General features: G+C 66.5%; 26 protein-coding genes. 11 read left to right on the top strand and 15 right to left on the bottom strand.

Features of this window, described 5'->3' with window-relative positions:
• Window positions 1–33: 33 nt before the first annotated feature.
• Both AC56LK_RS00130 and AC56LK_RS00125 read right to left on the bottom strand, forming a co-directional pair.
• Window positions 34–321 carry a RidA family protein gene (locus AC56LK_RS00130; protein ID WP_497182557.1) on the bottom strand — a complete coding sequence of 96 codons (288 nt, stop codon included), beginning with the start codon at window positions 319–321 and terminating at the stop codon, window positions 34–36.
• On the bottom strand, window positions 321–1,298 hold the full coding sequence (locus AC56LK_RS00125) for a threo-3-hydroxy-L-aspartate ammonia-lyase (RefSeq protein ID WP_497182556.1): 978 nt from the start codon (window positions 1,296–1,298) through the stop codon (window positions 321–323). The genes AC56LK_RS00130 and AC56LK_RS00125 overlap by 1 nt, the downstream gene beginning before the upstream one ends.
• A gap of 96 nt (window positions 1,299–1,394) precedes the next feature.
• Between AC56LK_RS00125 and AC56LK_RS00120 the strand changes: the two genes are divergently transcribed.
• From AC56LK_RS00120 to AC56LK_RS00110, 3 genes are all read left to right on the top strand, one after another.
• A complete protein-coding gene (locus AC56LK_RS00120) occupies window positions 1,395–1,934 on the top strand; it encodes a GbsR/MarR family transcriptional regulator (RefSeq protein WP_497182555.1) in 540 nt (179 codons plus the stop codon).
• Window positions 1,931–2,989, top strand: coding sequence for a TIGR01777 family oxidoreductase (locus AC56LK_RS00115; RefSeq protein ID WP_497182554.1), 1,059 nt, complete (start codon window positions 1,931–1,933; stop codon window positions 2,987–2,989). Before AC56LK_RS00120 ends, AC56LK_RS00115 begins: the two co-directional genes overlap by 4 nt.
• A 144-nt stretch (window positions 2,990–3,133) precedes the next feature.
• On the top strand, window positions 3,134–4,615 hold the full coding sequence (locus AC56LK_RS00110; RefSeq protein WP_497182553.1) for a pyridoxal phosphate-dependent aminotransferase: 1,482 nt from the start codon (window positions 3,134–3,136) through the stop codon (window positions 4,613–4,615).
• Here the strand turns inward: AC56LK_RS00110 and AC56LK_RS00105 are convergent.
• Together AC56LK_RS00105 and ompR are read right to left on the bottom strand one after the other, a co-directional pair.
• A complete protein-coding gene (locus tag AC56LK_RS00105) occupies window positions 4,612–5,985 on the bottom strand; it encodes a sensor histidine kinase family protein (protein WP_497182552.1) in 1,374 nt (457 codons plus the stop codon). The genes AC56LK_RS00110 and AC56LK_RS00105 overlap by 4 nt on opposite strands.
• Window positions 5,985–6,686, bottom strand: a complete 702-nt coding sequence (ompR, locus tag AC56LK_RS00100; protein ID WP_051306146.1) for an osmolarity response regulator transcription factor OmpR — start codon at window positions 6,684–6,686, stop codon at window positions 5,985–5,987. The genes AC56LK_RS00105 and ompR overlap by 1 nt, the downstream gene beginning before the upstream one ends.
• Before the next feature lie 277 nt (window positions 6,687–6,963).
• Here ompR and AC56LK_RS00095 point away from each other — a divergent pair, with 277 nt between their 5' ends.
• Window positions 6,964–7,362, top strand: coding sequence for a hypothetical protein (locus tag AC56LK_RS00095; protein WP_497182551.1), 399 nt, complete (start codon window positions 6,964–6,966; stop codon window positions 7,360–7,362).
• 158 nt (window positions 7,363–7,520) lie between these two features.
• A complete protein-coding gene (locus tag AC56LK_RS00090; protein ID WP_497182550.1) occupies window positions 7,521–9,380 on the top strand; it encodes a flagellar assembly protein A in 1,860 nt (619 codons plus the stop codon).
• Between the two features lie 12 nt (window positions 9,381–9,392).
• Here the strand turns inward: AC56LK_RS00090 and AC56LK_RS00085 are convergent, their stop codons facing one another.
• Window positions 9,393–9,893 carry a nuclear transport factor 2 family protein gene (locus AC56LK_RS00085; RefSeq protein WP_497182549.1) on the bottom strand — a complete coding sequence of 167 codons (501 nt, stop codon included), beginning with the start codon at window positions 9,891–9,893 and terminating at the stop codon, window positions 9,393–9,395.
• A gap of 69 nt (window positions 9,894–9,962) precedes the next feature.
• Window positions 9,963–10,832, bottom strand: coding sequence for a DUF817 domain-containing protein (locus AC56LK_RS00080; protein WP_497182548.1), 870 nt, complete (start codon window positions 10,830–10,832; stop codon window positions 9,963–9,965).
• A gap of 160 nt (window positions 10,833–10,992) precedes the next feature.
• Here AC56LK_RS00080 and AC56LK_RS00075 point away from each other — a divergent pair, with 160 nt between their 5' ends.
• The 3 genes from AC56LK_RS00075 (at window position 10,993) to AC56LK_RS00065 (ending at window position 15,080) form a co-directional block, all read left to right on the top strand.
• Complete coding sequence (locus AC56LK_RS00075) at window positions 10,993–13,887, top strand: hybrid sensor histidine kinase/response regulator (RefSeq protein WP_497182547.1); 2,895 nt, start codon at window positions 10,993–10,995, stop codon at window positions 13,885–13,887.
• Between the two features lie 26 nt (window positions 13,888–13,913).
• Complete coding sequence (locus tag AC56LK_RS00070; protein ID WP_497182546.1) at window positions 13,914–14,540, top strand: NUDIX hydrolase; 627 nt, start codon at window positions 13,914–13,916, stop codon at window positions 14,538–14,540.
• A gap of 72 nt (window positions 14,541–14,612) precedes the next feature.
• Complete coding sequence (locus tag AC56LK_RS00065; protein WP_497182545.1) at window positions 14,613–15,080, top strand: chemotaxis protein CheW; 468 nt, start codon at window positions 14,613–14,615, stop codon at window positions 15,078–15,080.
• A gap of 6 nt (window positions 15,081–15,086) precedes the next feature.
• On the opposite strand, the gene AC56LK_RS00060 is transcribed toward AC56LK_RS00065, so the two are convergent.
• From AC56LK_RS00060 to dapC, 7 genes are all read right to left on the bottom strand, one after another.
• Entirely contained in the window at window positions 15,087–17,072 is a 1,986-nt protein-coding gene (locus AC56LK_RS00060; RefSeq protein ID WP_497182544.1) for an ATP-binding cassette domain-containing protein, read from the bottom strand.
• 21 nt (window positions 17,073–17,093) lie between these two features.
• On the bottom strand, window positions 17,094–17,984 hold the full coding sequence (gene prmB, locus AC56LK_RS00055; protein WP_497182543.1) for a 50S ribosomal protein L3 N(5)-glutamine methyltransferase: 891 nt from the start codon (window positions 17,982–17,984) through the stop codon (window positions 17,094–17,096).
• 21 nt (window positions 17,985–18,005) lie between these two features.
• Window positions 18,006–19,142 carry a succinyl-diaminopimelate desuccinylase gene (gene dapE, locus AC56LK_RS00050; protein WP_497182542.1) on the bottom strand — a complete coding sequence of 379 codons (1,137 nt, stop codon included), beginning with the start codon at window positions 19,140–19,142 and terminating at the stop codon, window positions 18,006–18,008.
• Entirely contained in the window at window positions 19,139–19,498 is a 360-nt protein-coding gene (locus tag AC56LK_RS00045) for an ArsC family reductase (RefSeq protein WP_497182541.1), read from the bottom strand. The genes dapE and AC56LK_RS00045 overlap by 4 nt, the downstream gene beginning before the upstream one ends.
• Window positions 19,499–19,626: 128 nt before the next feature.
• Window positions 19,627–20,775, bottom strand: a complete 1,149-nt coding sequence (locus AC56LK_RS00040; protein WP_497182540.1) for a PilT/PilU family type 4a pilus ATPase — start codon at window positions 20,773–20,775, stop codon at window positions 19,627–19,629.
• 32 nt (window positions 20,776–20,807) lie between these two features.
• Window positions 20,808–21,635 (bottom strand): 2,3,4,5-tetrahydropyridine-2,6-dicarboxylate N-succinyltransferase, encoded by an 828-nt coding sequence (gene dapD / locus AC56LK_RS00035; RefSeq protein ID WP_497182539.1) that lies wholly within the window; start codon window positions 21,633–21,635, stop codon window positions 20,808–20,810.
• Between the two features lie 53 nt (window positions 21,636–21,688).
• Window positions 21,689–22,900 (bottom strand): succinyldiaminopimelate transaminase, encoded by a 1,212-nt coding sequence (dapC, locus tag AC56LK_RS00030; RefSeq protein ID WP_497182538.1) that lies wholly within the window; start codon window positions 22,898–22,900, stop codon window positions 21,689–21,691.
• Between the two features lie 75 nt (window positions 22,901–22,975).
• Here dapC and AC56LK_RS00025 point away from each other — a divergent pair, with 75 nt between their 5' ends.
• Complete coding sequence (locus tag AC56LK_RS00025; protein WP_497182537.1) at window positions 22,976–23,485, top strand: energy transducer TonB; 510 nt, start codon at window positions 22,976–22,978, stop codon at window positions 23,483–23,485.
• Between the two features lie 22 nt (window positions 23,486–23,507).
• Here AC56LK_RS00025 and AC56LK_RS00020 read toward each other — a convergent pair whose 3' ends face one another.
• Together AC56LK_RS00020 and udk are read right to left on the bottom strand one after the other, a co-directional pair.
• Window positions 23,508–23,705 (bottom strand): hypothetical protein, encoded by a 198-nt coding sequence (locus AC56LK_RS00020; protein ID WP_436105240.1) that lies wholly within the window; start codon window positions 23,703–23,705, stop codon window positions 23,508–23,510.
• Window positions 23,706–23,736: 31 nt separating this feature from the next.
• Complete coding sequence (gene udk / locus AC56LK_RS00015; RefSeq protein ID WP_497182536.1) at window positions 23,737–24,378, bottom strand: uridine kinase; 642 nt, start codon at window positions 24,376–24,378, stop codon at window positions 23,737–23,739.
• Here udk and AC56LK_RS00010 point away from each other — a divergent pair.
• Together AC56LK_RS00010 and AC56LK_RS00005 are read left to right on the top strand one after the other, a co-directional pair.
• Entirely contained in the window at window positions 24,358–24,639 is a 282-nt protein-coding gene (locus AC56LK_RS00010) for a MerR family DNA-binding transcriptional regulator (RefSeq protein ID WP_497182535.1), read from the top strand. The two genes, udk and AC56LK_RS00010, sit on opposite strands and share 21 nt — an antisense overlap.
• Window positions 24,611–24,715, top strand: a 105-nt coding sequence (locus AC56LK_RS00005) for a helix-turn-helix domain-containing protein (protein ID WP_497183030.1), incomplete at its 3' end; no start/stop codon positions are given. The genes AC56LK_RS00010 and AC56LK_RS00005, both read left to right, overlap by 29 nt.

Below are 24,715 nucleotides of genomic sequence, written 5' to 3'. Positions count from 1 at the left end.
CTCACTCGTGCGCGGCATGCGTGCAAGAATCTCTCAGCCGTTCGGCCTTTCCGCCACCAGCTGGACTTCCACCAGGAAACCATAATGCAGCGCCGGCACCGGCACCACGGCACGTGCCGGCCGGTGCTCGCCAAAGACCTCGGCATAGGCCGTATTGAACGCAGGCCAGTGCTCCACGCCGGCCAGGTACGCGGTGCATTGCACCACGTCATCCAGCCCGCAGCCGGCCGCGCGCAGGATCTTCTTGCGCTGCGCGAACACGGATGCGCACTGGGCCTCGAACGAGGACCCAGGCAGCTCGGGCGACTGGACAAGTTCCATCACGCGTCCAGGGTCTGCATCAGTTCGGCGAAACGCGACAGGTCAACGTTGCCCCCGCTGATCAGGATGCCGACCCGCTTGCCCATGACGTCGACCACGCCGTGCAGCGCCGCGGCCGCCGCCAGGCAGCCGGTCGGCTCGACGATCATCTTCATGCGCTCGGCAAAGAAGGCCATGGTCTGCACCAGCTGGGCGTCGCTGACGGTGACGATGTCGTCCACGCTGCGGCGGATCACCTCGAAGTTGTGCTCACCGATATGGGTCACCATGGCGCCGTCGGCGATGGTTTTCGGTACCGCGATGTGCACGATCTCGCCCTTGCGCAGCGACTGCTGGCCGTCGTTGCCGGCTTCCGGCTCCACGCCGATCACCTTGCAATCCGGCGACAGCGCGCGCGCCGCCAGCGCACAGCCGGCCAGCAGGCCGCCGCCGCCCAGGCAGACCAGCAGGATGTCGAGCGGACCGGTTTCCTCGAACAATTCCTTGGCCGCCGTGCCCTGGCCGGCGATCACGTCCGGATGGTCGTAGGGCGGGATCAGGGTCATGCCGCGCTCTTCCGACAGGCGGCGGCCGATTTCCTCGCGGTTCTCGGTATAGCGGTCGTAGGTGATGACTTCGCCGCCGTATTCCTTGGTGGCCTTGACCTTCAGCGCCGGCGCATCGCTCGGCATGATGATGACCGACTTGATGCCGGCCAGTTTCGCCGACAGGGCGATCGCCTGTGCATGGTTGCCCGACGAGAAGGTGACGACACCGGCCTTGCGCTGGGCATCGTCGAACTTGGCGATGGCATTGTAGGCGCCGCGGAACTTGAAGGCGCCCATGCGCTGGTAGTTCTCGCATTTGAAGAACAGCGTTCCGCCGCTCAATGCATTGGCCGTGGTCGAGGTGAGGACCGGCGTGCGGTGCGCGGCGCCTGCCAGGCGCTCGGCGGCCAGTTCGACGTCACGGTAGGAGAGGGCGGTGGCAGCGGTCATGGCGGGCTCGCGAAAGTCGAAAGCCGACAGTATACGCTTGACACTGTGTTCATTTTGTTCTTTAATTTCTGTATCGACAGAAATAAAGGAAATGCCATGGCCCTGAGCCCGACCGCACAGAAATTCGTCCTCCACTGGGGAGAGATGGGCACCCGCTGGGGCGTCAACCGGACGGTGGCCCAGATCCATGCGCTGCTCTACCTGTCCGAGCGGCCCCTCACCGCCGACGACATCGTCGAGACCCTGGGCGTGGCCCGTTCCAACGTCAGCAACAGCCTGAAGGAGCTGCAGAGCTGGAAGCTGGTGCGCGTCACCCACGTGCTGGGCGACCGGCGCGACCATTTCCAGGCCCTGCAGGACGTATGGGAAATCTTTCGCGTCATCCTGGAGGAGCGCAAGCGCCGCGAGATCGACCCGACCCTCAGCGTGCTGCGCGAATGCGCCATCGACGGGGCCGACGACGGGGAGCTCGACGCGGCCACGCTGGCGCGCATGCAGACCGTGCTGGACTTCCTCGAGATGCTCAGCGCCAGCTTCCAGGACTTCCAGCACCTGCCGCCGCAAACGCTGCAGCGCATGCTCAGGATGGGCGGGCAGGTGGCGCGCTTCCTCCCGGCCGGCAAGGAGAAACCATGAGCACCACACCTGATGCCGCTTTGAACGGACATCGCTTGTCAGGCCTGGCCGAGGTGCTGGCCGCCATGCGGCGCAAGCGGATCGTGGTCGATGACGCCGGCGCGCCTCCGCTGTCCTTCGACACGCAGGCCCGCACGGTCCTCGTGACCGGCGCCACCGGCTTCATCGGCCAGCACCTGGTGCGTGCGCTGCTGCGCGACGGTCACGCGGTGATCGCCCTGACCCGTCGGCCGGAAGAAGCGGACGAAATCTTCGACGGCAGGGTGCGCTGCATCGCCTCGCTGGATGCGCTGGCGGCGAGCGTCCCGGTGGACGTCGTCGTCAACCTGGCGGGCGCCCGCATCCTCGGTCCGCGCTGGAGCGCGGCGCGCAGGGAAGCCCTGCGGCGCAGCCGCATCGGCCTGACGCGCCGGCTGCTCGGCTGGATCGCGCGGGCCGAGCGCAAGCCTTTCCTGCTCCTGAACGCGTCCGCGATCGGCTACTACGGCATCCAGGCGCCCGGGGACGCGGCGGAACTCGACGAAGCGGCGCCGCCGCAGCCGGTGTTCATGTCGGACCTGTGCCGCGAATGGGAAGAGGCGGCCGGCGAGGCGGTGCGCCACGGCGTGCAGGTGGAATGCATGCGCTTCGGACTGGTGCTTGGGGCCGGCGGGGCGCTGCCGATGCTGCTGTTGCCGATCCTGCTCGGCCTGGGCGGTAAACTGGGCAGCGGACGCCAGTGGCAATCCTGGATCCACGTCGACGATGTGGTGCGCGCCATGGCGCACCGCTGGCGCCATGCGCTCGCCGCCCGGGGCGGCGCAGCGCCGGCTGCCGGGGCGAGCAACTTCACGGCGCCCGAATGCGTGAGCCAGGCGGAGTTCAACCGGATCGCCGCGCGCCTCTGGCGCCGTCCCAGCTTCATGCCGACGCCCGGCTGGCCGCTGCGCCTGCTGTTGGGCGAGCAGGCCGACCTGCTGCTCGAAGGCCAGCGCGTGGCGCCGCGGCGCCTGGAGCGCGAAGGCTTCGTGTTCCGCTATCCCGGCCTTGCGCAGGCGCTGGCGAGCCTGAAATAAGGCCGGTTTCATGCTGCCTGCATGGGCGCGCAATCGTGCGACCGGCTCCATCCCGACTCAGTAGACTGCGCGAAGGTTTGCGATTGCCCCGGGGCAAAATTTCATCTCGCATTCCTTCGTGAAGACATGAGTGAGAGACACGCGATGACCCAGCTACACCAGCCACTCGAACGCCCTACGGTCCCGACCTATACCCCGCACCTGCGCAGTCACATCCAGGCAGCCGCCGACCACCTGCTGAACGACTCGGAAGAGATGCGCCAGTGCTCGCCGGAGCAGGTGCTGTACCACGACTACATGCAGGCCGGAGCGCCGCACGGACCGGCGCTGTATGCCGTCAAGGGCGAGCACTGGAACGGGGTCAGCCCGGCATTCCTGGACTTCATCAACAGCTACCGCTTCGGGCGCGGCGACATGGGATATGCCGAATCGGGTTACGGCATCCAGCGTCACCGCAATTTCATGCGCCGCCTGATCGTCAGCGAACACCACCTGGGCGAACGCAGGCCGGCAGCGGGGCTCGACATCGACGTCGGCTGCCTGGCGATGACGACCCGGATGGCGATGTACGACATGGCCAAGGTCGCGCTGCGCCACGCGATGGAGCATGCGCCCGGCAAGACCCCGGTGGCGCTGGTGCCGACCCCGGCCTGGGACTACCGCGGCATCTTCCGGGACGTCGGCTTCGAGGTCGTGTTCCTGCCGCTGGGGCCGCGCAACGGCTGGCTGCCCGACCTGCGCGAATGGGAGGCCATCGTGCGCGACACGCTCGCCGACGGCAGCCGCCAGATCGCCATGGCGGTAAGCAATCCCCAGCACAACCCGACCGGCATGCAATGGCCGGTGGAGGTCACGCGCTACCTGCTCAAGCTGTGCGCCGCCCAGCGCGGCTTCCTGCTGCTCGACGACGCCTACTATTGCGTGCACGATCCGCGCGCGCCCGTGGTGAACCACCTGAAGGCCCTGCTCGAGGCCTTCGACGACGAGGCCGGCAAGGGTGGCGAAAGTGCCCTGGTCCGCTCCGGCATGTTCGAACGCTGGGTTGCCACCCGGCCCTTCGGCAAGCAGTTCTCATGCAATACGATGGGCGTGGCGGCCATCACGACCTCGCCCAGGATGCTGCGCCACCTGAACCGCGAATCCTGGATCAACCGCTACCACACCAATACCCACAATGCGGAACTGATGTGCGCCTGGCTGGCCACGCCGGAAGCGGCCGACTGGACCATCGAGACCGGCCTGTTCTACACCCGCCAGAAGGAACTGGTGCGCGCACGCCTGAAGGAGCGCATGGGCTGGACGGATGCGGGGCTGTGCATCGGCCCCTCGACCTCCTACATGCTGATCGAGATCCCGCGGGTCTACCAGGACACGAACGGCGGCATCGACCGCTTCCGCGACGACCTGTTCTTCGCCACCGGCACCCTGGTGTCGGCCTCGCTGTTCAACCAGACCGCGCCGGTGCCCTACGTGCGCCTGCACCTCGGCAGCCATCCGGACGTGATCGAGGAGTTCCTGCGGCGCTGGGAAGCCGCCGGCCTGCGCTACGACATGCCCCGGACCTTCGGAGGCAGGGAAGCGCTGGCACGGCCGGTGGCGTCGCCGGTGTTCCGGCAGCCGGCCTAGCCGGCCAGCGGCAGCGCCAGCTGCAGCAGCAGGCCGCCGCCTTCGCGGTTGCTGACCGTGAGGTCGGCATTGTGGCGGGTGAGGACGCGCTCGACGATGGCCAGTCCCAGGCCGGCGCCGTTGGCCTGGCCGCGCGCGCTGTCCAGGCGCGTGAACGGTTTCAGCAACTGGTTGATCTGGTCGTCCGGCACGCCCACGCCGTGGTCGCAGATCTCGATCACGGCGCGCCGTCCGTGGCCGGTCGCTTTCACGCGCAATACGATCGCGATCTCGGTGAAGTCCTGGCCCGGCGTCTTGCCGTACTTGCGGGCATTCTCGATGATGTTGTTGACCACGCGCCGCAGGTCGGTCGCATTGCCCATCACGTGCACGCCCGGCATCAGGTCGACCTGCACCCGCAGGTCGCGGATGCGGCCCGCTTCGCGGCCGATCTCGTTCAGCATCTCGGACAGGTTCACCGCAACGAAGGTGGCGGCATCGGTCGGCTTGGCGTAGTCGAGGAACTGGCCGATGATGGCGTCCATCTGGTTGATGTCCGACTGCATGCCTTCACGCGCATCCTGGGGCAGGTTTGCCATCTCGACTTCCAGCTGCATGCGCGCCAGCGGGGTGCGCAGGTCGTGCGAGATGCCGGCCAGGATCACCGCGCGGTCCTTCTCGACCTGGGCCAGGTCGTCGACCATCTGGTTGAAGCTGCGGTTGGCCTCGATGATCTCCTGCGAGCCCTTCTCGGGCAGCGGCGCCGGCTTTTCGCCCTTGGCGATGGCGCGCGCGGCCGCCGTCAGGCGCGCCAGCGGGCGGTTCACCAGCGAAGAGATGAAGGCCGCGCCGATCAGGGACAGCAGGCCCACCAGCGTGGCCCAGCCCAGCCATTGCACGCGCGTCAGGCCGGCCAGGCGCTCGCGCTCGAGCATGAGCCAGTATTCGTCCTCGTCGATGTTGAAGCTGATGTAGAAGCCCGGCACCCCGTTCACGCCGCTGGAAAAGCGGGTCTGCTTGCCCAGGCGCTCGCGCACGATGGCCGCGATCTCGGGCATCAAGGGATTGTTCGGCGGCGGCTCGACCAGGTCGTCCTCGTTCAGCGTCAGGACGCGGATGCCTTCATTGGAGACCAGTTCGAGCAGCAGTTCGAGCCGCTGCGCAGGCGCCGAGTGGATCAGGGCGGCCCTGGTGATGGTGACCGCCGACACCACCAGTTCGGCGGTCTGCTGGACCTGGGGGCCGCGCTGGAACACGCTGATCATGCCGATCCACGAACCCATGGAGGCCGCGGTGAGGGCGGACATCAGCAGGAAGGTGCGCCAGAACAGGCCGCTGCGGTACCAGGCGAAACGCGCGGCGCGGCGCGCCGCCGAAAATGGTGCGAACACTAGCGCGGCTGTCCTTCAGGAATGAACACATACCCCAGGCCCCAGACGGTCTGGATGTAGAGCGGGCTGGAAGGATCGGGCTCGATCAGCTTGCGCAGGCGCGAGATCTGCACGTCCAGCGAGCGGTCGAAGACTTCGTATTCGCGGCCGCGCGCCAGTTCCATCAGCTTCTCGCGCGACAGCGGCTGGCGCGCATGGCGGGCGAATACCTTCAGCACCGAGAATTCGCCGGTGGTCAGGGGGACCGTCTCGCCGTTTTTCTTGAGGGTGCGGGTGCCCAGGTCGAGCACGAAGTCGCCGAACTCGAAGGTCTGCGGGGTTTCGCTCGGCGCGCCCGGGATTTCGTCCGGGCCCTTGCGGCGCAGGACCGCGCCGATGCGGGCCACCAGCTCGCGCGGGTTGAAGGGCTTGGGCAGGTAGTCGTCGGCGCCCATCTCGAGGCCGACGATGCGGTCCACGTCCTCGCCCTTCGCGGTCAGCATGATGATCGGGGTCTGGTCGCCGGCACCGCGCAGGCGGCGGCAGATCGACAGGCCGTCTTCTCCCGGGAGCATCAGGTCCAGCACCAGCAGGTCGTAGCGCTCGCGCAGCCACAGCTTGTTCATGGCCGGCGCGCTCTCCGCGGTCACCACCTGGAAGCCCTGCTCGGTGAGGTAGCGGCGCAGCAGGTCGCGCAGGCGGACGTCGTCGTCCACCACCATGATCCTGGCGGCGTGTCCGCCCTGGTTGCCGGGGGCGCCTGTCGGGCTGCTGCCCGTATTGTTCGTCGATGCGTTCATATGGAATCCAGAATTGTCAGAAGCATGTCGCTATGGTAACGTGTTATCGCTTGAACATCTCGTTCTCATGGCTCAGCCATTACATTAAGTTACAAACTTTACCCAATCGGTCTTACACCTCGAACGCTATGCACATACACTGGCTGCAAGTAGAAAACACAGCTTATCTGTTTATATGGCATCGCGGAAGAGGAACACTATGAACAACGTGCTCACCAAAAACCAGGCAAGAATTGCAGCGGCAAGCGGCGACCGGTTGGCGCGTTTCGTCAGGCATGGTGTTGCCGCTTGCATGCTGGCCTGCACTGCCGCCGGCGCCATGGCGTCCGGCCAGGACCGCGGCCCGCGCCGCGAAGAGATGCAGCAGCGTTATGACACCCGCGCGCAAGACCCGCGCTACGATCAGCGTGCCCAGGAGATGCGCGAGGAGGCCCGCCGCATGCAGGAGCAGGCCATGCGCGAGCAGCAGATGCGCGAGCAGCAGATGCGCGAAGAGGGCCGTCGCGGCGGCCGCATGACGCCGGACGAGCGCAGCGACCTGCGCCGCCAGATCAACGAAGCCAACCGCGACTTGTACCCGAACGCACGCCGCCGCTGAACGCAGCGGCTGGTCCGACGAACGGCGCCCGAGGGCGCCGTTCGTCATTCAAATGCCCCCATTCGAGGGGTTTCCTTTGGGAAATGCAGTTGCCATATGTTTATTTATGTATCGCAACATGCTATCGTAGGGAACCCTGACCAGACTGGGAGTGATCCGTGTCCAACCAAGCAGTACCTGGCGCCGAGGCCTGCATCGCCCGGCAGCCGGATGGCGTCTATTGTGACGTGGCCGCGCTTGGCCCGGTGCTGCTGGCAGCGGTCGACGCCATCCTGCTCCGCAACCAGTACTTCTCCGGCCTGAACTATCCGGTCCTGATCAAGGCGCTGTTCGGCCATGGCCCCGAGCTGCCGTGCAATGCGCGCGGCGAGATCGTGGTGCGCCTGGCCGACGACATCCTGCCTTTCGATCCCGCCCGCCGCACCCTGTACCGCGCTGTGAAGATCGCCGACGGCCAGGCTGAATATTATTTCGAACCCGTGTTCCTGCTGGATGAGGAGGGCGCCGAACAGCCGACCCGGCTCGACATCGACGAGTTCATCGCCGACATGTGGATGAAGGGCATCCGCTTCGGCATCGAGGTCGAGGCCGTGCAGGCCGCCATCGGCGCCGGCGCGGCGGGCCGCCTCGTGGTGGCGCGCCGGCTGGCACCCCGCCCGGGGGAGGACGCGCGCGTGGTCGAGGTCTCGAACGAACTGCATCGCAGCGACGCCCCGCGCCAGCTCGCCAACGGCAAGCTCGACCTGATGAGCTTCCAGAACCGCTTCCCCCAGGTCCAGCGCGGCATCCGCCTGCTGCGCAAGCTGCCGCGCGTCCAGGGCGAGCCGGGATTCGAGCTGTCCGGCATCGCGCTGGCCCCCGAGTTGCCGTCCGATCTAGAACTGGCCGACTGGAGCGGCCCGGGCACGACCGTGGACCGGATCGCCGAGGGTGAATTCGTGGTGGCGCTGCAGGAGGGCTTCCTGAACGTGGAAGGCAACCGGCTGTCGGTGGGCGACAAGATCGTCAGCCACGACGGCGTCAGCGCGAAGACCACCGGCAACCTGCATCTGGAAGGCGACTACGAGGAATTCGGCGAGGTGCAGGAAAACCGCGTGGTCGAAGGCGAGAGCATCACGGTGCACGCCGACGTGTTCGGCAACGTGGTCTCGCGCGGCGGCGTGGTCTGCCTGAACCGCAACCTGATCGGCGGCAGCGCGCGCAATGCGGACGGCCCGATCCACGTGCTGGGACTGGCCTCCGGCGCCACCATCCAGAGCGCGAACGGCGAAGTGAGCCTGCAGCGCGCAGAGAACTGCACCGTCTCCGGCAGCAAGGTGAGCGTGGCCGAAGCGCTGAATTGCGAGATCGTCGCCGACGAAGTGGTCATCGGCAAGGCCGAAGGCTGCGCCATCGCCGCCAAGCGGATCGCGATCGAGTGTGCCGCCCCGCGCGGGCACAGCGAAATGCGGGTGTTCGTGATGCGCCCCGATTGCAGGCGCATCGAGGCGGCGATCGGCATGATCCGCGAGCGCGTCGACCAGTTCGGGCAGCTGGCCGCACAGCGCCGCGCCGCAATGGGAGCTGTGACCGCCCAGCCTGAGGTGGCCAGTTACGTCAAGCTGGCCGGACGCGTGCGCAAGGGCGAACTGGTGCTCACGTCCGAGCAGCAGCCGGCCTTTAAAAAACTGGCAGCCGGCGTCGCGCCGGCACTCAAGCAGATGGCCGCGCTGTCGCAGGAAATCAAGGACAGCGAGGCCGAACAGCAGTCCGGCATGGCGCTGCTGGCGCGGCTGGAGGCGCAGCGCGCGGAACACAGCGGCGCGGTCAGCGTCGCCATCGGGCAGGTGAGCGGCGACATATCGGTGCGTGCGCTGGACGTGGAGCCGGACGGCGCCGAGGCGGAACGCGGCAGCAATTACCGGCTGGCGCCGCGCGAAATCAAGGCGCGCCTGCGCGACGCCAGCGGCGCCGAACTGCTGTTCGCCGGCAGCAGCGGCAGCTTCGACTGGAGCACGCCGGACGTTCCCGCCCCCTGAACCCGGTTCCGCTCAGTTGCAGGGACAGTCGTCCTGCGCCGGCCTGATCTCGGTAGTCTGGTGGAAGGTGTTCTTCCAGCCGTCCGGCTGGTTCACCCAGACCCGGACGAAGCGCGCGCGGAAGGGCTTGGCCGCGGCGCCGTCCTGCAGGGAGCGGAAGATCCCGGTGACCAGGGCCGCGCTGCCGCCGTCGAGCACCTGCACTTGCAGCGATTCGACCTCGTAGACACGGAAGCGCAGGTTCTCGCGTTCGATCGCCGTCAGCAGCTCGGTCTTGCTGCGTACCCGGCCGCGGCTCTCGACATGGTGATACTGGCGGTCCATCAGGTGGCGCAGGGTGGCGACGTCGCCCCGGCGGATGGCGTTGGCGCGCTGCCGCTCGAGGGTGGCGAGCAGGGCCTGGACCTCGGTCTCGGGGCCCGCGGGGCGATCGGCCTGGGCTGCGGTGGCCGGCATGCCGGCGGCAAGCTGCAGGATAGCCAGGCAGAGGATGAGCTTGAACAGCGGCTTCATGAAGTTACCTACAAATCCTACGACAGCGCCGGCACGGGTGTGCCGCATGCTTCCATCATAGCAGCCCCCTCAGGCCCGCGCGACGTGGATCTTTTCCTTGATGTGCTTGAGGTTGGCCACGATGGTGAAGGTCATGATGACCAGCAGCGACCACGAGCTCCACTTGCTCACGTGGACCACCGACCAGGCACCCAGCTGGTTGGGGTAGCGCCACACGCCCCAGAAGGTGCCGATGTTCTCGGCCAGCCAGATGAAGAAGCCGATCAGCACGAAGGCCAGCAGCAGCGGCATCTTGCGGTCGCGGTCGAGCGGCCGGAACACCACCGTGGTGCGCGAGTACAGGCCGAGCGCGCAGGCCGCCAGGTACCAGCGGTAGTCGCCGATGTAGTGGTGGGTGAAGAAATTCAGGTAGATCAGGATGGCGATGGTCCAGGCCATCCAGTGCGGCGGATGGTGGCGGATGCGCAGGTCGAACAGGCGCCAGGCCTGCACGATGTAGCTGCCGATCGCCGCGTACATGAAGCCCGAGAACAAGGGCACGTCCAGTACCTTGGTGTACGCGAAGTCCGGATAGGCCCAGGACTGGATGGCGCCGGAGACCTTGAAGGCTTCCAGCGCGAAGCCGATCGCGTGGAACAGGCAGATCGCCTTCAGCTCATCCATCGTCTCCAGCCCGGAGCGCACCATCCACAGCTGGATCGCCAGCGCCACCAGCAGCAGCACGTCGTAGCGCGGGATGCCGAACACACCGGTGCGCGGCGTCAGCATCATGGCGGCGAAGAACAGGCCCACGAACAGGCAGGCGCGCGCATTCTTGAAGCCGAACCAGAGGAACTCCACCCCGCCGCGGCGCCAGCCGCCGAGCTGGCGCGGCCGGGTGTCGAGCAGGACGTTGTCGAGCGCAAGCGTGATGGGGGCGGAGCCGGGCGTCTTGTTCATGTTGTTGGCGGTGTTGTTCGTCCCTTGCAGGTCAGCCGATCTTGTCACAGAAGGGTTGCCGAATCAATGCCGCGCACCGAAAACGATGCCTGCTCGTAACGAAATCTTGTCAAAATAGATACGGGTAAAATAGCTTGTCATCATCTAACCATCCTGGATCATGGCGCTTCACGACCACGCCTACCGCGCCCTGTTCGACGCGTCGCCGAATCCCTACCTGGTCCTCGACCGCCAGCTCAACATCGTCACCGCCAACCGCGCCTACCTGGCCTCGACCGGGCGCTCGCTGGACGAGATCGCGGGACGCCAGGCCGGCGAGGCGTTTCCGTCCGATCCGGACACCATGCGTCATATGCTGGCCTCGTTCAAGCGCGTGCTGCGCAGCGGCCGGCCGGACACCATGGCGCTGCTGCGCTACGACATACGGCGCCCCGATGCGGACGGGGGCGGCGTGGCGCCCCGCTACTGGACCATCACCCACCTGCCGGTGCTGGACGAGGCGGGCGAGGTGGCGCTGGTGCTGCAGCATCCGATCGACGTCACCGGCCTGGCCCGCATGCGCGAAGCCGCCGGCATGGCGCTGGAGAGGGACACGCCGCTGCTGGCCGAGCAGACCGGCCTGATCGACCGCGCCCGCGACGTCCAGGAAGCCAACCTGCACCTGCAGGCCGACGTCGCGCGCCTCAAGACCCTGTTCCTGAAGGCGCCCAGCTTCATGGCCGTGCTGCGCGGGCCCGACCACGTATTCGAGTTCGTCAACGAGGCCATGGTCGAGCTGCTCGGGCCGCGCAGCTACACCGGCCGGCCGGTGCGTGCGGTGCTGGCCGAACTGGCGGACCAGCGCCTGTTCGAGGTGCTCGACGCGGTGCTCGCCTCGGGCAGGGAATACCTGGCCTACGATATCCCGATCCAGATCCGGCGCGCCGCCGGCGCCTCTCTGGAGCGGCGCTACATCAACGTGATCTACCAGCCGATCGTCGAGGACGGCGTCATCGCCGGCATCTTCGTCGAAGGCACCGACGTCACCGGACAGCACCTGGCGCGCCGCACGGTCGAGATGCAGGTGGCGCGGATGAAGCAGGTCGAGCGCCAGCAGGCCTTCCAGCTCGCGCTGGCCGACCGCCTGGCGCCGCTGGTCGCGGTCGAGGACATCATCGGCGCGGCCAGTGCGCTGCTGGGCGAGACGCTCGGCCTGGCACGCGTGCTGTTCGCCGAAGTGCGCGAGCCGTCCGGCGCGGCCACGGTGCGGCGCGACTGGTGCCGCGCGAACGTGGCCAGCATCGCGGGAACCGTCACCACGCTCGAGGCCTTCGGTCCCAGCCTGGCCGAGGACCTGCGCCACGGGAACGACGTGGTGATCGCCGACGCCGCCCAGGATCCGCGCACGCGCAGCGTGTATCCGGCCTATGAGGCGATCGGGCTGCGCGCCCTGGTCACCCTGCCGCTGATCAAGGCCGGGGAACTGCGCATCGTCCTGAGCATGCACAGCGACGGTGCGCGCACCTGGACCGAGGAAGAGGTGTGGATGGCGCGCGAGATGGCCGAGCGTACCTGGGCGGCCGTCGAGAACGCCGGCGCCCAGGCCGCGCTGCGGGTCGAACGCGACCGCTCCCAGTACATCTTCGACACCATGACCGAAGGCTTCGCGCTGGTCGATACGGACTGGATCATCACCAGCATGAACGGCGCCGGCGTCCAGCTGGTGGGGCGCCCGCAGAGCGAGGTGGTCGGCCACGACCACTGGGAAGTATTCCCCGATTCGGTCGGCAGCGAGGTCGAACGCATCTGCCGCGAGGTCATGGCCACGCGCGCGGCCGGCACCGTCGAATACGCGTATCCGCTGCCCGGCGGCGGACACCTGTGGATGGAAGTGCGGGTGTATCCGGCCATGGACGGCGAGCTGGCGATCTTCTTCCGCGACATCACCAAGCGCCGTGACGCCCAGGAACAGCTGCGCCTCGAAGCCCAGCGCAAGGACGAATTCCTGGCCATGCTGGCCCACGAGCTGCGCAATCCGCTGGCGCCGATCGGCGCCGCCGCCGAACTGCTGGCGCTGGGGCGCCTCGATGCCGACGGCGTGCGCCACACCAGCGCGATCGTGGCGCGCCAGGTCGGCCACATGACGAGCCTGATCAATGACCTGCTGGACGTGTCGCGCGTCACGCGCGGCCTGGTAGCGCTGGCCAGCGAGCCGGTGGACGTCAAGGCCGCCATCGCCGACGCCCTGGAACAGGTGCGACCGCTGGTCGAGGCGCGCCGCCACCGGCTCGAAATGCAGCTGCCGCTGGAGGACGCGAGCGTCGAGGGCGACCACAAGCGGCTGGTGCAGGTGCTGGCCAACCTCCTCAACAACGCGGCCAAGTACACGCCGGACGGTGGCCACATCGTGGTGCGCATGGAAGTCGATGACGGGCGCGTGACCATGAAGGTCACCGACAACGGCATCGGCATGACGGCCGACGTGCAGCGCGGCGTGTTCGACCTGTTCACCCAGGCCGAGCGCACCTCGGACCGCTCCCAGGGCGGGCTGGGGATCGGCCTGGCGCTGGTCAAGAGCCTGGTCGAGCTGCACCGCGGCAGCGTGTCGGTGCACAGCGAGGGGCCGGGGCAGGGCAGCTGCTTCTCGGTCTGCCTGCCGCGCGCCGCGGCGCCGGTCCCCGCTGCACCGGAGCAAGCGGGCCACCAGCAGCCGGTGGCGGCGAGCGGACGGCGGGTACTGGTGGTCGACGACAACGTCGATGCGGCCGAGCTGCTGGGAATGATGCTGGAAGGCGCCGGCCACGCCGTGCACGTCGAACACCTGTCGCAGGGCGCCTTCGATTACGCGAGTGCGGCAAAGCCGGACGTCTGCATCCTCGACATCGGCCTGCCCGACATGGACGGCAACGAGCTGGCGCGCCGGCTGCGCGCACTGCCGCAGATGCGCGGCGCGCTGCTGGTCGCGGTCACCGGCTACGGCCGGCCGCTAGACCGCGAGGCCGCGCTCGCGGCCGGCTTCGACCACCACCTGGTCAAGCCGGTCGACATCCAGCGGCTGCTCGACCTGCTGGCCTGACGCGGCGCCCGGCGTAGAATGGCTGCATGAGCCTCATCCATCCGAAGAAGAACGACAGCGGCGCCCCCGTGGTGCTCGATTCCCCGACTCCGGCCACGCCCGTGGCGCACTGGCGCGACCCGGGACAGGTGGCCACCGTGATCCCGCAGGGCGAGCTGCCCGCCGCCCTGAACGGCATCGCTTTCGGGGTATGGAGCGAGGCGCCGCAGGACGACGCCGGCTGGGCCGCGCTGGCGGGCCGGGAAGGCTTCGAGGAACCCGACTTCGTGCCCGCGCCCGGCAAGCGGGTGGCGGCGGGCGTCGTCATCCTCGAAGAGGACGGGCGGGTGTGGGTGGTGCACCCGTCGAACGCCTTCGGCGGCTACGCCGCGACCTTCCCGAAAGGGACGCTCGACCCGGGCATGTCCCTGCGCGCCACCGCGATCCGCGAGGCCCACGAAGAGAGCGGCCTGCGGGTGGCGCTGACCGGCTTCCTGGCCGACCTGACCCGCAGCCGCAGCCGGACCCGCTACTACCTGGGCCGGCGCCTGGGCGGCTGCCCGTCCGACATGGGCTGGGAAAGCCAGGCGGTATCGCTGGTGCCGCGCGCGCTGTTGGCGCAGGTCCTGGTCAATCCCAACGATGCGCCGCTGGTGGCAATGCTCGAGAGGTGAGTAGTTGACTACAGTCAACATTTTAGAAGGAGCTCGCCCTTAGGATAGGTGGTGCCGATGAAAGGAACCACCATGTCGAACCACATTCCCGCTCTTTCTGCACCCCAGCAGTACCTCGGTTTCACCCTGGGCGGACTCGACTATGGGCTCGACTATGCGGCCGTGCAGGAGTTGAAGGTATTCCGGTCGCTCGAACGCTTTTCCAGCGACGGCGAGATCATCGGCGGCGTGGCGCTGTCGCGCGGCGTGATCATGCCGGTGGTCGATTTGCGGGCCGCCTTCGCCCCCGGCTTTTCGCTGCCGGAGCCGGATACCGACGTGGTGATCGTGCGCGTGCAGGCCGGCGTGGTCGGGGTGGTGGTGGAGCGCGTGACCGGCGTGGTGCGCCTGCGCCCGGAGCAGGTGGTGCCGCTGCCGGATGCGCAGTTCGACGCCGACTACCTGATCGGGCTCGGCCTGGCCCGGGGCCGGCGCCTGATCCTGATCGACATCGGGCGCCTGATGTCGGTGGCGCCCGCGGAGCCGCGCCAGGTGGCTTGACGTGATTTAGGCCGCCAGGCCCTCGAGCTGCTCCTGCAGCTCGAGCCATTCGGATTCCAGCTGCTCCAGGTCGCGCACGGCGAAGGCCTGGTCGGCCACCAGGGTCTTGAGCTTTTCCTTGTTCTCGGCTTCGTAGATGCCTGGCTCCAGCAACTGGGCGTCGATATCGGCCTTTTTCGCGTTCAGCTTGGCCATCTGCTCCTCGAGGCGCTTGACGCGGTTCTCGATCGGCTTGCGCAGGGCAGCGAGGCGCTGGCGCGTTTCCGCTTCCTGCTTCTTCTGTTCCTTGCGGTCGGCCGGCGCCACGGCCTGTACCGGCGCGGCCGCTGTCGCGTCGCCCGCCGCCTTCGGCGCCGGCAGGGTACCCGTGCCCTTGCCCAGCTTGGTCTGGAACAGCCATTCCTTATAGTCGTCCAGGTCGCCGTCGAAGGGCTGCAGCTTGCCGTCGGCGACGATGATGAACTCGTCGGTGGTCGCACGCAGCAGGTGGCGGTCGTGCGAGACCAGGACCACGGTGCCCTCGAACTGCGCCAGCGCCATGGTCAGGGCCTCGCGGGTCTCGAGGTCGAGGTGGTTGGTCGGTTCATCCAGCAGCAGCAGATTGGGACGCTGCCAGACGATCAGGGCCAGCGCCAGGCGCGCCTTCTCGCCGCCGGAGAAGGGCGCGATCGGGCTGCTCACCATCTCGCCCGGGAAGTTGAAGCTGCCGAGGAAGTTGCGCAACTCCTGTTCGCGCACGGTCGGCGCGATCTTCGCCAGGTGCCAGAGCGGCGACTCGTCGTGGCGCAGCATCTCGACCTGGTGCTGGGCGAAGTAGCCGATCGACAGGCCCTTGCCGAGCGTGGCCTTGCCTTCCAGCGGCATCAGTTCGCCGGCGACGGTCTTGATCAGGGTGGATTTACCGGCGCCGTTCACGCCCAGCAGGCCGATGCGCTGGCCGATCTGCAGCGAGAAGTTGACGCGCTTGACGATCGCCTTGCCGCCGACCTTGTCGCCATGCTCGTCCAGCAGCGGATAGCCGGCGTCGACGTCTTCCAGCACCAGCAGCGGGTTCGGCGCCGACAGCGGGTCGCGGAACTCGAAGGAGAATTCGGCGGCGGCGCGCAGCGGCGCCAGTTCTTCCATCTTGGCCAGGGCCTTCATGCGGCTCTGGGCCTGGCGCGCCTTGGTGGCCTTGGCCTTGAAGCGGTCGACGAAGGATTGCAGGTGGGCGCGGGTGCGCTGCTGCTTTTCAAACGCGGCGGCGGCCAGCACCAGGTGGGCGGCGCGCTGGCGCTCGAAGGCGCTGTAGTTGCCCGAGTAGCGCTTCAGCTTGCGCTCGTCGATGTGCACGACCACGTTGACGATTTCGTCGAGGAAGTCGCGGTCGTGCGAGATGATGATCAGGGTGCCCGGATAGCGCTTGAGCCAGTCTTCCAGCCAGATGATCGCGTCCAGGTCCAGGTGGTTGGTGGGCTCGTCCAGCAGTAATAAATCGGAAGGGCACATCAGGGCCTGCGCCAGGTTCAGGCGCATGCGCCAGCCGCCCGAGAAGCTCGCCACCGGCTGCTGCATCTGCTCCAGCGAGAAGCCCAGGCCGATCAGCAGCTGCTCGCCGCGCGACTGCACCGTGTAGGCGTCGGCATCGAGCAGCAGGCTGTGGAGCTCGCCCAGGCGCATGCCGTGGTCGTCCGCATCCGGATGCGCTTCCAGTTCGTCCAGCTCGGCCTGCAGGCGGCGCAGGTTGACGTCGCCGTCGATCGCGTACTCCAGCGCCGGGCGGTCGAGGGCCGGGGTCTCCTGTGCCACGTAGGCCATGCGCCACTTGGCGGGGAAGTCGATCGCGCCCTGGTCGGGGTGCAGTTCGTTCCTCAGCATGGCGAACAGGCTCGATTTGCCGGCGCCGTTGGCGCCGATCAGGCCGATCTTGTCGCCCGGGTTGAGGGTGAGGTCGGCGTCCTCGAGCAGCGGCTTGGTGCCGCGCATCAGGCTGACGTTCTGGAAACGGATCATCGAAAAACCAAATAAACAGATTTACTGGGCTTGCAGCTGTTCGGCCGTAAGCAGGAACACGGCATCGTCGCCGGCGCTGGTGGTCAGCCAGGTCAGGCCGAGATGCCCGAAGGCGGCTTCCGCATAATCGCGCTCGTTGCCGATCTCGACCACCAGGATGCCTTCCGGCGTCAGGCGTTCGGCGGCGCCGGCGACGATCTTGCGCACCAGGTCCATGCCGTCCTCGCCGCCCGCCAGGGCGATCTGCGGTTCGCGCAGGTATTCCGGCGGCAGCTTGCCCATCGAGCTGCTGTTGACGTAGGGCGGGTTGGTGACGATCAGATCGTACTTCTTGAACGGCACATTGGTGTACAGGTCCGATTCGATCGGGTTGACCCGGCCTTCCATCTTGTACTCGCGGATGTTGTGCTCGGCCACGGCCAGCGCATCCTTCGAGATGTCCACGGCATCGACCACGGCGTTCGGGAAGGCGTCGGCCATCATGATCGCCAGGCAGCCGCTGCCCGTGCACAGTTCCAGCACGTTCTCGACGGCGTCCGCGTCCTGCACCCAGGGGCTGAAGGTCTGCGGGATCAGTTCGGCGATGAAGGAACGCGGCACCAGCACCCGCTCGTCCACGTAGAAGTGGTAGTCGCCCAGCCAGGCTTCCTTGGTGATGTAGGCGGCCGGCACGCGCTCGCCGACGCGGCGCTCGATCACTTCCATCACCTGGATTACTTCATCCGGCAGCAGGCGGGCGTCGAGGAAGGGGTCGAGGCGGTCCAGCGGCAGCTTGAGGGTGTGCAGGATCAGGTAGGCCGCTTCGTCGAAGGCCTCGGCGCTGCCGTGGCCGAAGAACAGCTTGGCGCCATTGAAGCGGGTGATCGCATAGCGCAGCAGGTCGCGCGGCGTGCTGAAAGTGGTGTTGGTCATGGCCTTCTCCCGGTATGTTTGTTACTGTGCCAGCAGCTGTTCCAGCGTGCGGCGGTAGATGTTCTTGAGGGGATCGATGTAGCGCAGCTCGATGTGTTCGTCGATCTTGTGGATGCTGGCGTTCGGAGGCCCGAATTCTATCACCTGCGGGCAGATGCGGGCGATGAAGCGGCCGTCCGAGGTGCCGCCGGTGGTCGACAGTTCGGTCTGCACGCCCAGCTCCTCGCGGATCGCGTCGCACAGGGTGTCCGACAGCGTGCCCTTGGGCGTCAGGAAGGGCTGTCCGGACAAGGTCCACTGCAGCTCGTAATCCAGGCAGTGGCGGTCGAGGATGGCGTGCACGCGCGCTTCCAGGCCGTCGGCGGTGCTGGCGGTGGAGAAGCGGAAGTTGAAGTCGAGGCTCAGGCTGCCCGGGATCACATTGGTGGCGCCGGTACCGGCCTGGATGTTCGAGATCTGCCAGCTGGTCGGGGCATAGTACTCGTTGCCTTCGTCCCAGACTTCGGCGGCCAGTTCGGCCAGTGCCGGCGCGGCCTGGTGGATCGGGTTGCGCGCCAGGTGCGGATAGGCGATGTGGCCCTGGACGCCCTGGATCACCAGGTGACCCGAGAGCGAGCCGCGGCGGCCGTTCTTGATGGTGTCGCCCAGCACGTGCACCGATGTGGGTTCGCCCACCAGGCAGTAGTCCAGGGTCTCGCCGCGTTCTTCCAGGCGCTCGCAGACCACCACGGTGCCGTCCACCGCCGGGCCTTCCTCGTCGCTGGTGATCAGGAAGGCGATCGAGCCCTTGTGGTCCGGGTGGGCCGCGATGAATTCCTCACAGGCGACCACCATGGCCGCGATCGAGGTCTTCATGTCGGAGGCGCCGCGGCCATACAGCTTACCGTCGCGGCGGGTCGGCACGAAGGGGCTCGAGGTCCAGTGCTGCTCGGGACCGGAAGGCACCACGTCGGTGTGGCCGGCGAACACGAACACCGGCGAGGTCGTCCCCTTGCGCGCCCACAGGTTGGTGACGCCATTCGATTCGATGGTCTCGCAGTGGAAACCGAGCGGCGCCAGCAGTTCCTTCAGGCGCGCCTGGCAGCCCTTGTCGTGCGGGGTGACCGAATCGAGGGCGATCAGCTCTTCGGTGAGCAGCTGGGTACGCGAGGGTTTCATGCAGCGGCCTTGAACTTGGCGTCGTACATGTCGGCCGAGAAGCCGACCGAGACCTGGCCCACGCCGGCAAGAACGGGGCGCTTGATGACGGACGGGTTTTCCAGCATCAGCGCCAGGGCACTGGCCTTGTCGCTGACTTGCGCCTTGCGCTCGTCGCTGAGGTTGCGCCAGGTCGTGCCCTTGCGGTTAACCAGGGTTTCCCAGTCGAGCTGTTCGAGCCAGCCGGCCACCAGTTCGCGCGTCAAGCCTTGTTTCTTGAAGTCATGGAACGTGAAGTCGTGGCCCTTGTCCGCCAGCCAGGTGCGGGCTTTCTTGACGGTGTCGCAATTGGGGATGCCGTAGAGGATCGTGGTCATGGGGCGTGCGTCCTTGCGCCTGCGAGCATGCACAGGCCGATGGTATTTTGGAAAGGCGGCAAGGATAGCACAGGCACGCCCCTGCGAGAATTCTACACAGGGGCGGCTGGACGCAGCGGACGGGTGCTTCAGGAGTTGAGCGTGAATTCCGTAAACGACGCCCCGGGCGGCTCGTCGCCCGGTTTCTTCTGCTGATCTTCCGGCTGCACCTGGCTGTCCGGCCCATTGTTGAGCAGCCAGAGCAGGTTGGTGGCCGAATCCGCATTCGCCAGCGCTTCTTCCTGGCTCACCAGGCCATCCTTGACCAGTTTGAGCAGGGCGGTCTCGAAGGATTGCGAGCCCGGCGACAGGCTCTTGTCCATCGCTTCCTTGATCTGGCCGATCTCGCCCTTTTCGATCAGGTCGGCGATGTAGCGGGTGTTCAGCATGACCTCGACCGCGGCCTGGCGCTGGCCGCCGGCGGCCGACTTGATCAGGCGTTGCGAGACGATCGCCTTGACGCTCGATGCCAGGTCCTGCAGCAGGGCGGCGCGGTTCTCGATCGGGTAGAAGCTGATGATGCGGTTCAGCGCGTTGTAGCTGTTGTTCGCGTGCAGGGTCGCCAGCACCAGGTGACCGGACTGGGCGTAGGCCAGCGCCGCCGCCATGGTTTCCTTGTCGCGGATCTCGCCGATCAGGATGCAGTCCGGCGCCTGGCGCATCGAGTTGCGCAGGGCGGTGCCGAAGCTGGTGGCGTCGCTGCCGATTTCGCGCTGGTTGACGATCGACTTCTTGTTCTTGAACAGGTATTCGATCGGGTCTTCCAGCGTCAGGATGTGGCCGCTACGCTGCTCGTTGCGGTGGTCCAGCATCGAGGCGATGGTGGTCGACTTGCCGGAGCCGGTCGCGCCGACGATCAGCAGCAGGCCGCGCTTTTCCATGATCAGCTCGGACAGCACGGGCGGCAGGCCCAGTTCGCCGAGCGGCGGGATATTCGCCGGCACGAAGCGGAACACCGCCGAGATCGAGCCGCGCTGGCGGAAGGCCGACAGGCGGAAGCGCCCGAGGTTGGCGACCGAGACGCCCAGGTTGAGTTCATTCTCGCGCTCGAGCTCCTGCATCTGCTCGGGTGTGGCGATCTCGGACAGCAGCGAGATGATGTTGTCCGGTTCGAGACGATGCTGGTTGATCGGGATGAGGTTCCCGTTGATCTTGATGTGCACCGGCGAATTCACGGCGAAGAACATGTCGGAAGCGTTCTTCTCCTTCATCAGCTGGAACAGGCGGTCCATGGCCATCGCATCGTCTCCTTTGTCGTCCGGGGGCCGGCTCAGTCGCCGCGCAGCAGCTCGTTGATGCCGGTCTTCGAGCGGGTCTGCGCATCGACGCGCTTGACGATCACGGCGCAATACAGGCTGTACTTGCCGTCGGCGGACGGCAGGCTGCCCGACACCACCACGGAGCCCGACGGCACGCGGCCGTAGGTGACTTCGCCGGTCTCGCGGTTGTAGATCTTGGTCGACTGGCCGATGTAGACGCCCATCGAGATCACCGAGTTCTCTTCGACGATCACGCCTTCGACGATTTCCGAACGCGCGCCGATGAAGCAGTTGTCTTCGATGATGGTCGGGTTGGCCTGCATCGGTTCCAGCACGCCGCCGATGCCGACGCCGCCCGACAGGTGGACGTTCTTGCCGATCTGGGCGCAGGAGCCGACGGTGGCCCAGGTGTCGACCATCGCGCCTTCATCGACGTAGGCGCCGATGTTGACGTAGGACGGCATCAGAACCACGTTCTTGCCGATGAAGCTGCCGCGGCGGGCAACCGCCGGCGGCACCACGCGGAAGCCGCCCTTGGCGAAATCTTCCGGGGTGTAGTCGGCGAACTTGGTCGGGACTTTGTCATAAAACTGCATGCCGCCGCCACCGGCGACCGGCACGTTGTTCTCGAGGCGGAAGGACAGCAGGACGGCCTTCTTGATCCACTGGTTCACGACCCAGCTGCCGGACTCTTTCTGCGCCACGCGCAGGCTGCCGTTGTCGAGGCCCGCGATCACGTGGGCGACCGCGTCGCGCACTTCCGCGCTGGCGTTGGACGGGCTGATTTCCGCGCGCTGTTCCCACGCGGTGTCGATGATGTTCTGGAGTTGTTGGGTCATGAGGATTCTCTAGTTTAGGTGTATTCGGTGGTGCTGCCGCGGCATATTGCTGACTACAGGCCCTTGCAGAACTCGACGATGCGGTTGGCGGCTTCGAGTCCTTCGTCGATGCTGGCGACCAGCGCCATGCGGATACGGTTGCGGCCCGGGTTGAGGCCGTGCGCTTCGCGTGCAAGATAACTGCCTGGCAAAACCGTCACATTATATTCGGCGTACAGGCGGCGTGCGAACTCGGTGTCCGACAGGCCGGTGCGGCGCACGTCGGCCCACAGGTAGAAACCGGCGTCGGGGAGCTCGACGTCCATCACCTGTTTCAGCAGCGGGGTGATGAGCTGGAACTTCTCGCGGTAGAGCGCGCGGTTCTCCTGCACGTGGTGCTCGTCGTTCCAGGCAGCGATCGAGGCCGCCTGGATCGGCGGCGACATCGCGCCGCCGCAGTAGGTGCGGTAGAGCAGGAATTTCTTCAGCAGCTGAGGGTCGCCCGCGACGAAGCCCGAGCGCATGCCCGGCACGTTCGAGCGCTTCGACAGGCTCGAGAAGACGACCAGGTTGGTATAGGGGCGTTCACCTTCGCTGCGGCCCAGCCCGTGCGCGGCTTCCAGCGCACCCAGCGGCGGGGTCGCGCCGAAGTAGATCTCGGAATAGCATTCGTCGGCGGCGATCACGAAGCCGTGGCGCTCGGACAGCTCGAACAGCTGTCGCCAGTCCTCGAGCGTGAGCACGGCCCCGGTCGGGTTGCCCGGCGAGCAGACGTAGAGCAGCTGCACGCGCGCCCAGACCTCATCCGGGACGCTGCCGAAGTCGGGCGCGAAGTTGCGGCCGGGTTCCGAGTTGACATAGTACGGCGTGGCGCCGCTCAGGTAGGCCGCGCCTTCGTAGATCTGGTAGAAGGGGTTGGGGCTCATCACCAGCGCGCCGCTCCTGCTGCCGTCGACGATGCACTGGGCAAAGGCGAACAGCGCCTCGCGCGAACCGTTCACCGGCAGCACCATGGTGGCCGGGTCGACCGCCGGGATGCCGTAGCGGCGCTCCAGCCAGCCCGCGATCGCCACGCGCAGCGGCTCGCCGCCGTGGGTGCTGGGGTAGACGGCCAGGCCCGCCATCGCATGCATGAGGGCTTTTTCGATGAAGGCGGGGGTCGGGTGTTTCGGTTCGCCGATGCCGAGGCTGATCGGGCTAAGTGTGGCGTTCGGAGTGACGCCGCTGAACAGCTGGCGCAGCTGTTCGAAGGGATAGGGGTGGAGCTGGTCGAGATGTGGATTCACGTCTGTCACCGCGATGAGCGGCCTGTTCGCTTTGGATATTCAGGCAATTATAGCCTTTGCACGCGGGAGCGATGGATGGCTGCTCAGGCTGCGCCGGGACAGCTTGGTAGAAGGAATTGTGCAAGCAGGCAATATTGGACGGATAATACGGCTCACTACATCATTCGCGTTCCGTTCAATATGCGTACCCTACTTTTCCCGGCAACTGCATTGTTCCTCTGCTTGATGAGCTTTGATGCGTTGGCACAGGAGTCCGTCGCGCCCGCGCCAGGCGGAACGCACATCCCCGAAAGTAACAGAGCCTGGATCGACGCATCGAACTGCAGGCCCGTCTATCCGCGCTCATCGGTGCGTAATAGTGAAGAGGGGGCGGTGAGGATGGCTTTCCACATTGAAGCAGACGGCTCCCTGCTCGAATCAAGAATCGTCAAGTCTTCCGGGTTTCCCAAGCTCGACCATGCCGCATATGAAGCCATGAAACAATGCAAGTTTCATCCTGAAATCGATAAAGGCGTGCCGGTTCGCTCCTGGCTCGAGTTCGTCTACGTATGGCGGATCAAGGACTATCGACCGGCGACGTTTTGATGAGGTACCCGATGCATGGAGTTCAAGCCAGGGCTTCTTTGGCGGCTTCCTCGGGCGTCAGTCCATCGTAGAACTGGTCCATGAACCACTCGACCTGCTCTTCGATGTGGTCCTGCGCCTGCTTGACGGTCGCGCCGCCTGCTACCAGGAAACCTTCGACTTCGATGCACCACTGGATGAAGGCCAGGGTTTCTTCGTCGAGTTCTTCTTTCTTTGCCATACCATTCCTTACATGCTGCATTAAAAAAACGTCAGGGGCGTTTCAGCTGGCCGATGACGCTCGCTACCTTGGTGGTGATCACGTCGACTGCCGGGCCATTCGCGCCGTGGGGCAGGATGACGTCGGCGTGGCGCTTGGTCGGCTCGATGAACTGCTTGTGCATCGGGCGGACGGTTTCCAGGTACTGGCCGACAATGCTTTCCATCGAGCGCCCGCGTTCGGCAATATCCCTTTGCATGCGGCGGATGAAGCGGACGTCGGCGGCGGTGTCGACAAAGATCTTCAGCGACATCATGTTGCGCAGGTCCGCGTCGTACAGGGCAAACAGGCCTTCGATCACGATGACCGGAGCTGGCTTGACCGGAATGGTCTTGTCGGAGCGGTTGTCGATCGTAAAGTCGTACTCCGGCATCGCGATCGTTTCGCCATTGAGCAAGGCCTGCACGTGCCGTACCAGCAGCGGCCAGTCGAAGGCTTGCGGATGGTCGTAGTTCTGCTTGCGGCGCACTTCAGGGCTGAGATCGGACTGGTCGCGGTAGTAATCGTCCTGCATCACGACCGACACCATCTCGGCGCCGAACGAGGCCAGCACCTGCTGGGTCACCGTTGACTTGCCGCTGCCGCTGCCGCCGGCGACACCAATGACAAACGGATGGAAAATAATCTCATTCATACCCGTATGATACCGGAGCTTGACTCTGGTCGAACCAAATGTGAACTGAAGTGTCCTAATGTGACCATGGAAAGCACGGTAGGGATCGGACAGGCCGTGAGGCTGGTGGGGGCCACGGTGAAGACGCTGCAGCGCTGGGACCGGGAGGGGCGGCTCGTTCCGGCAGCGCACACCGCCAGCAACCGGCGCCGCTACACCGAGCGCCAGCTGCGCGCGGCTTTGGAGAGCGACCATGTTGCTGGCGCACCGGATCAGGATTGACGCGAGCGCAGCCCAACGCGACTATTTCGCGCGCGCGGCCGGCACTGCCCGGCGCGTCTGGAATTGGGCCCTGGCC

The sequence above is a fragment of the Telluria sp. ZB4P36 genome (assembly GCF_059685865.1).
This window is presented reverse-complemented; position numbering and strand designations above follow the sequence as displayed.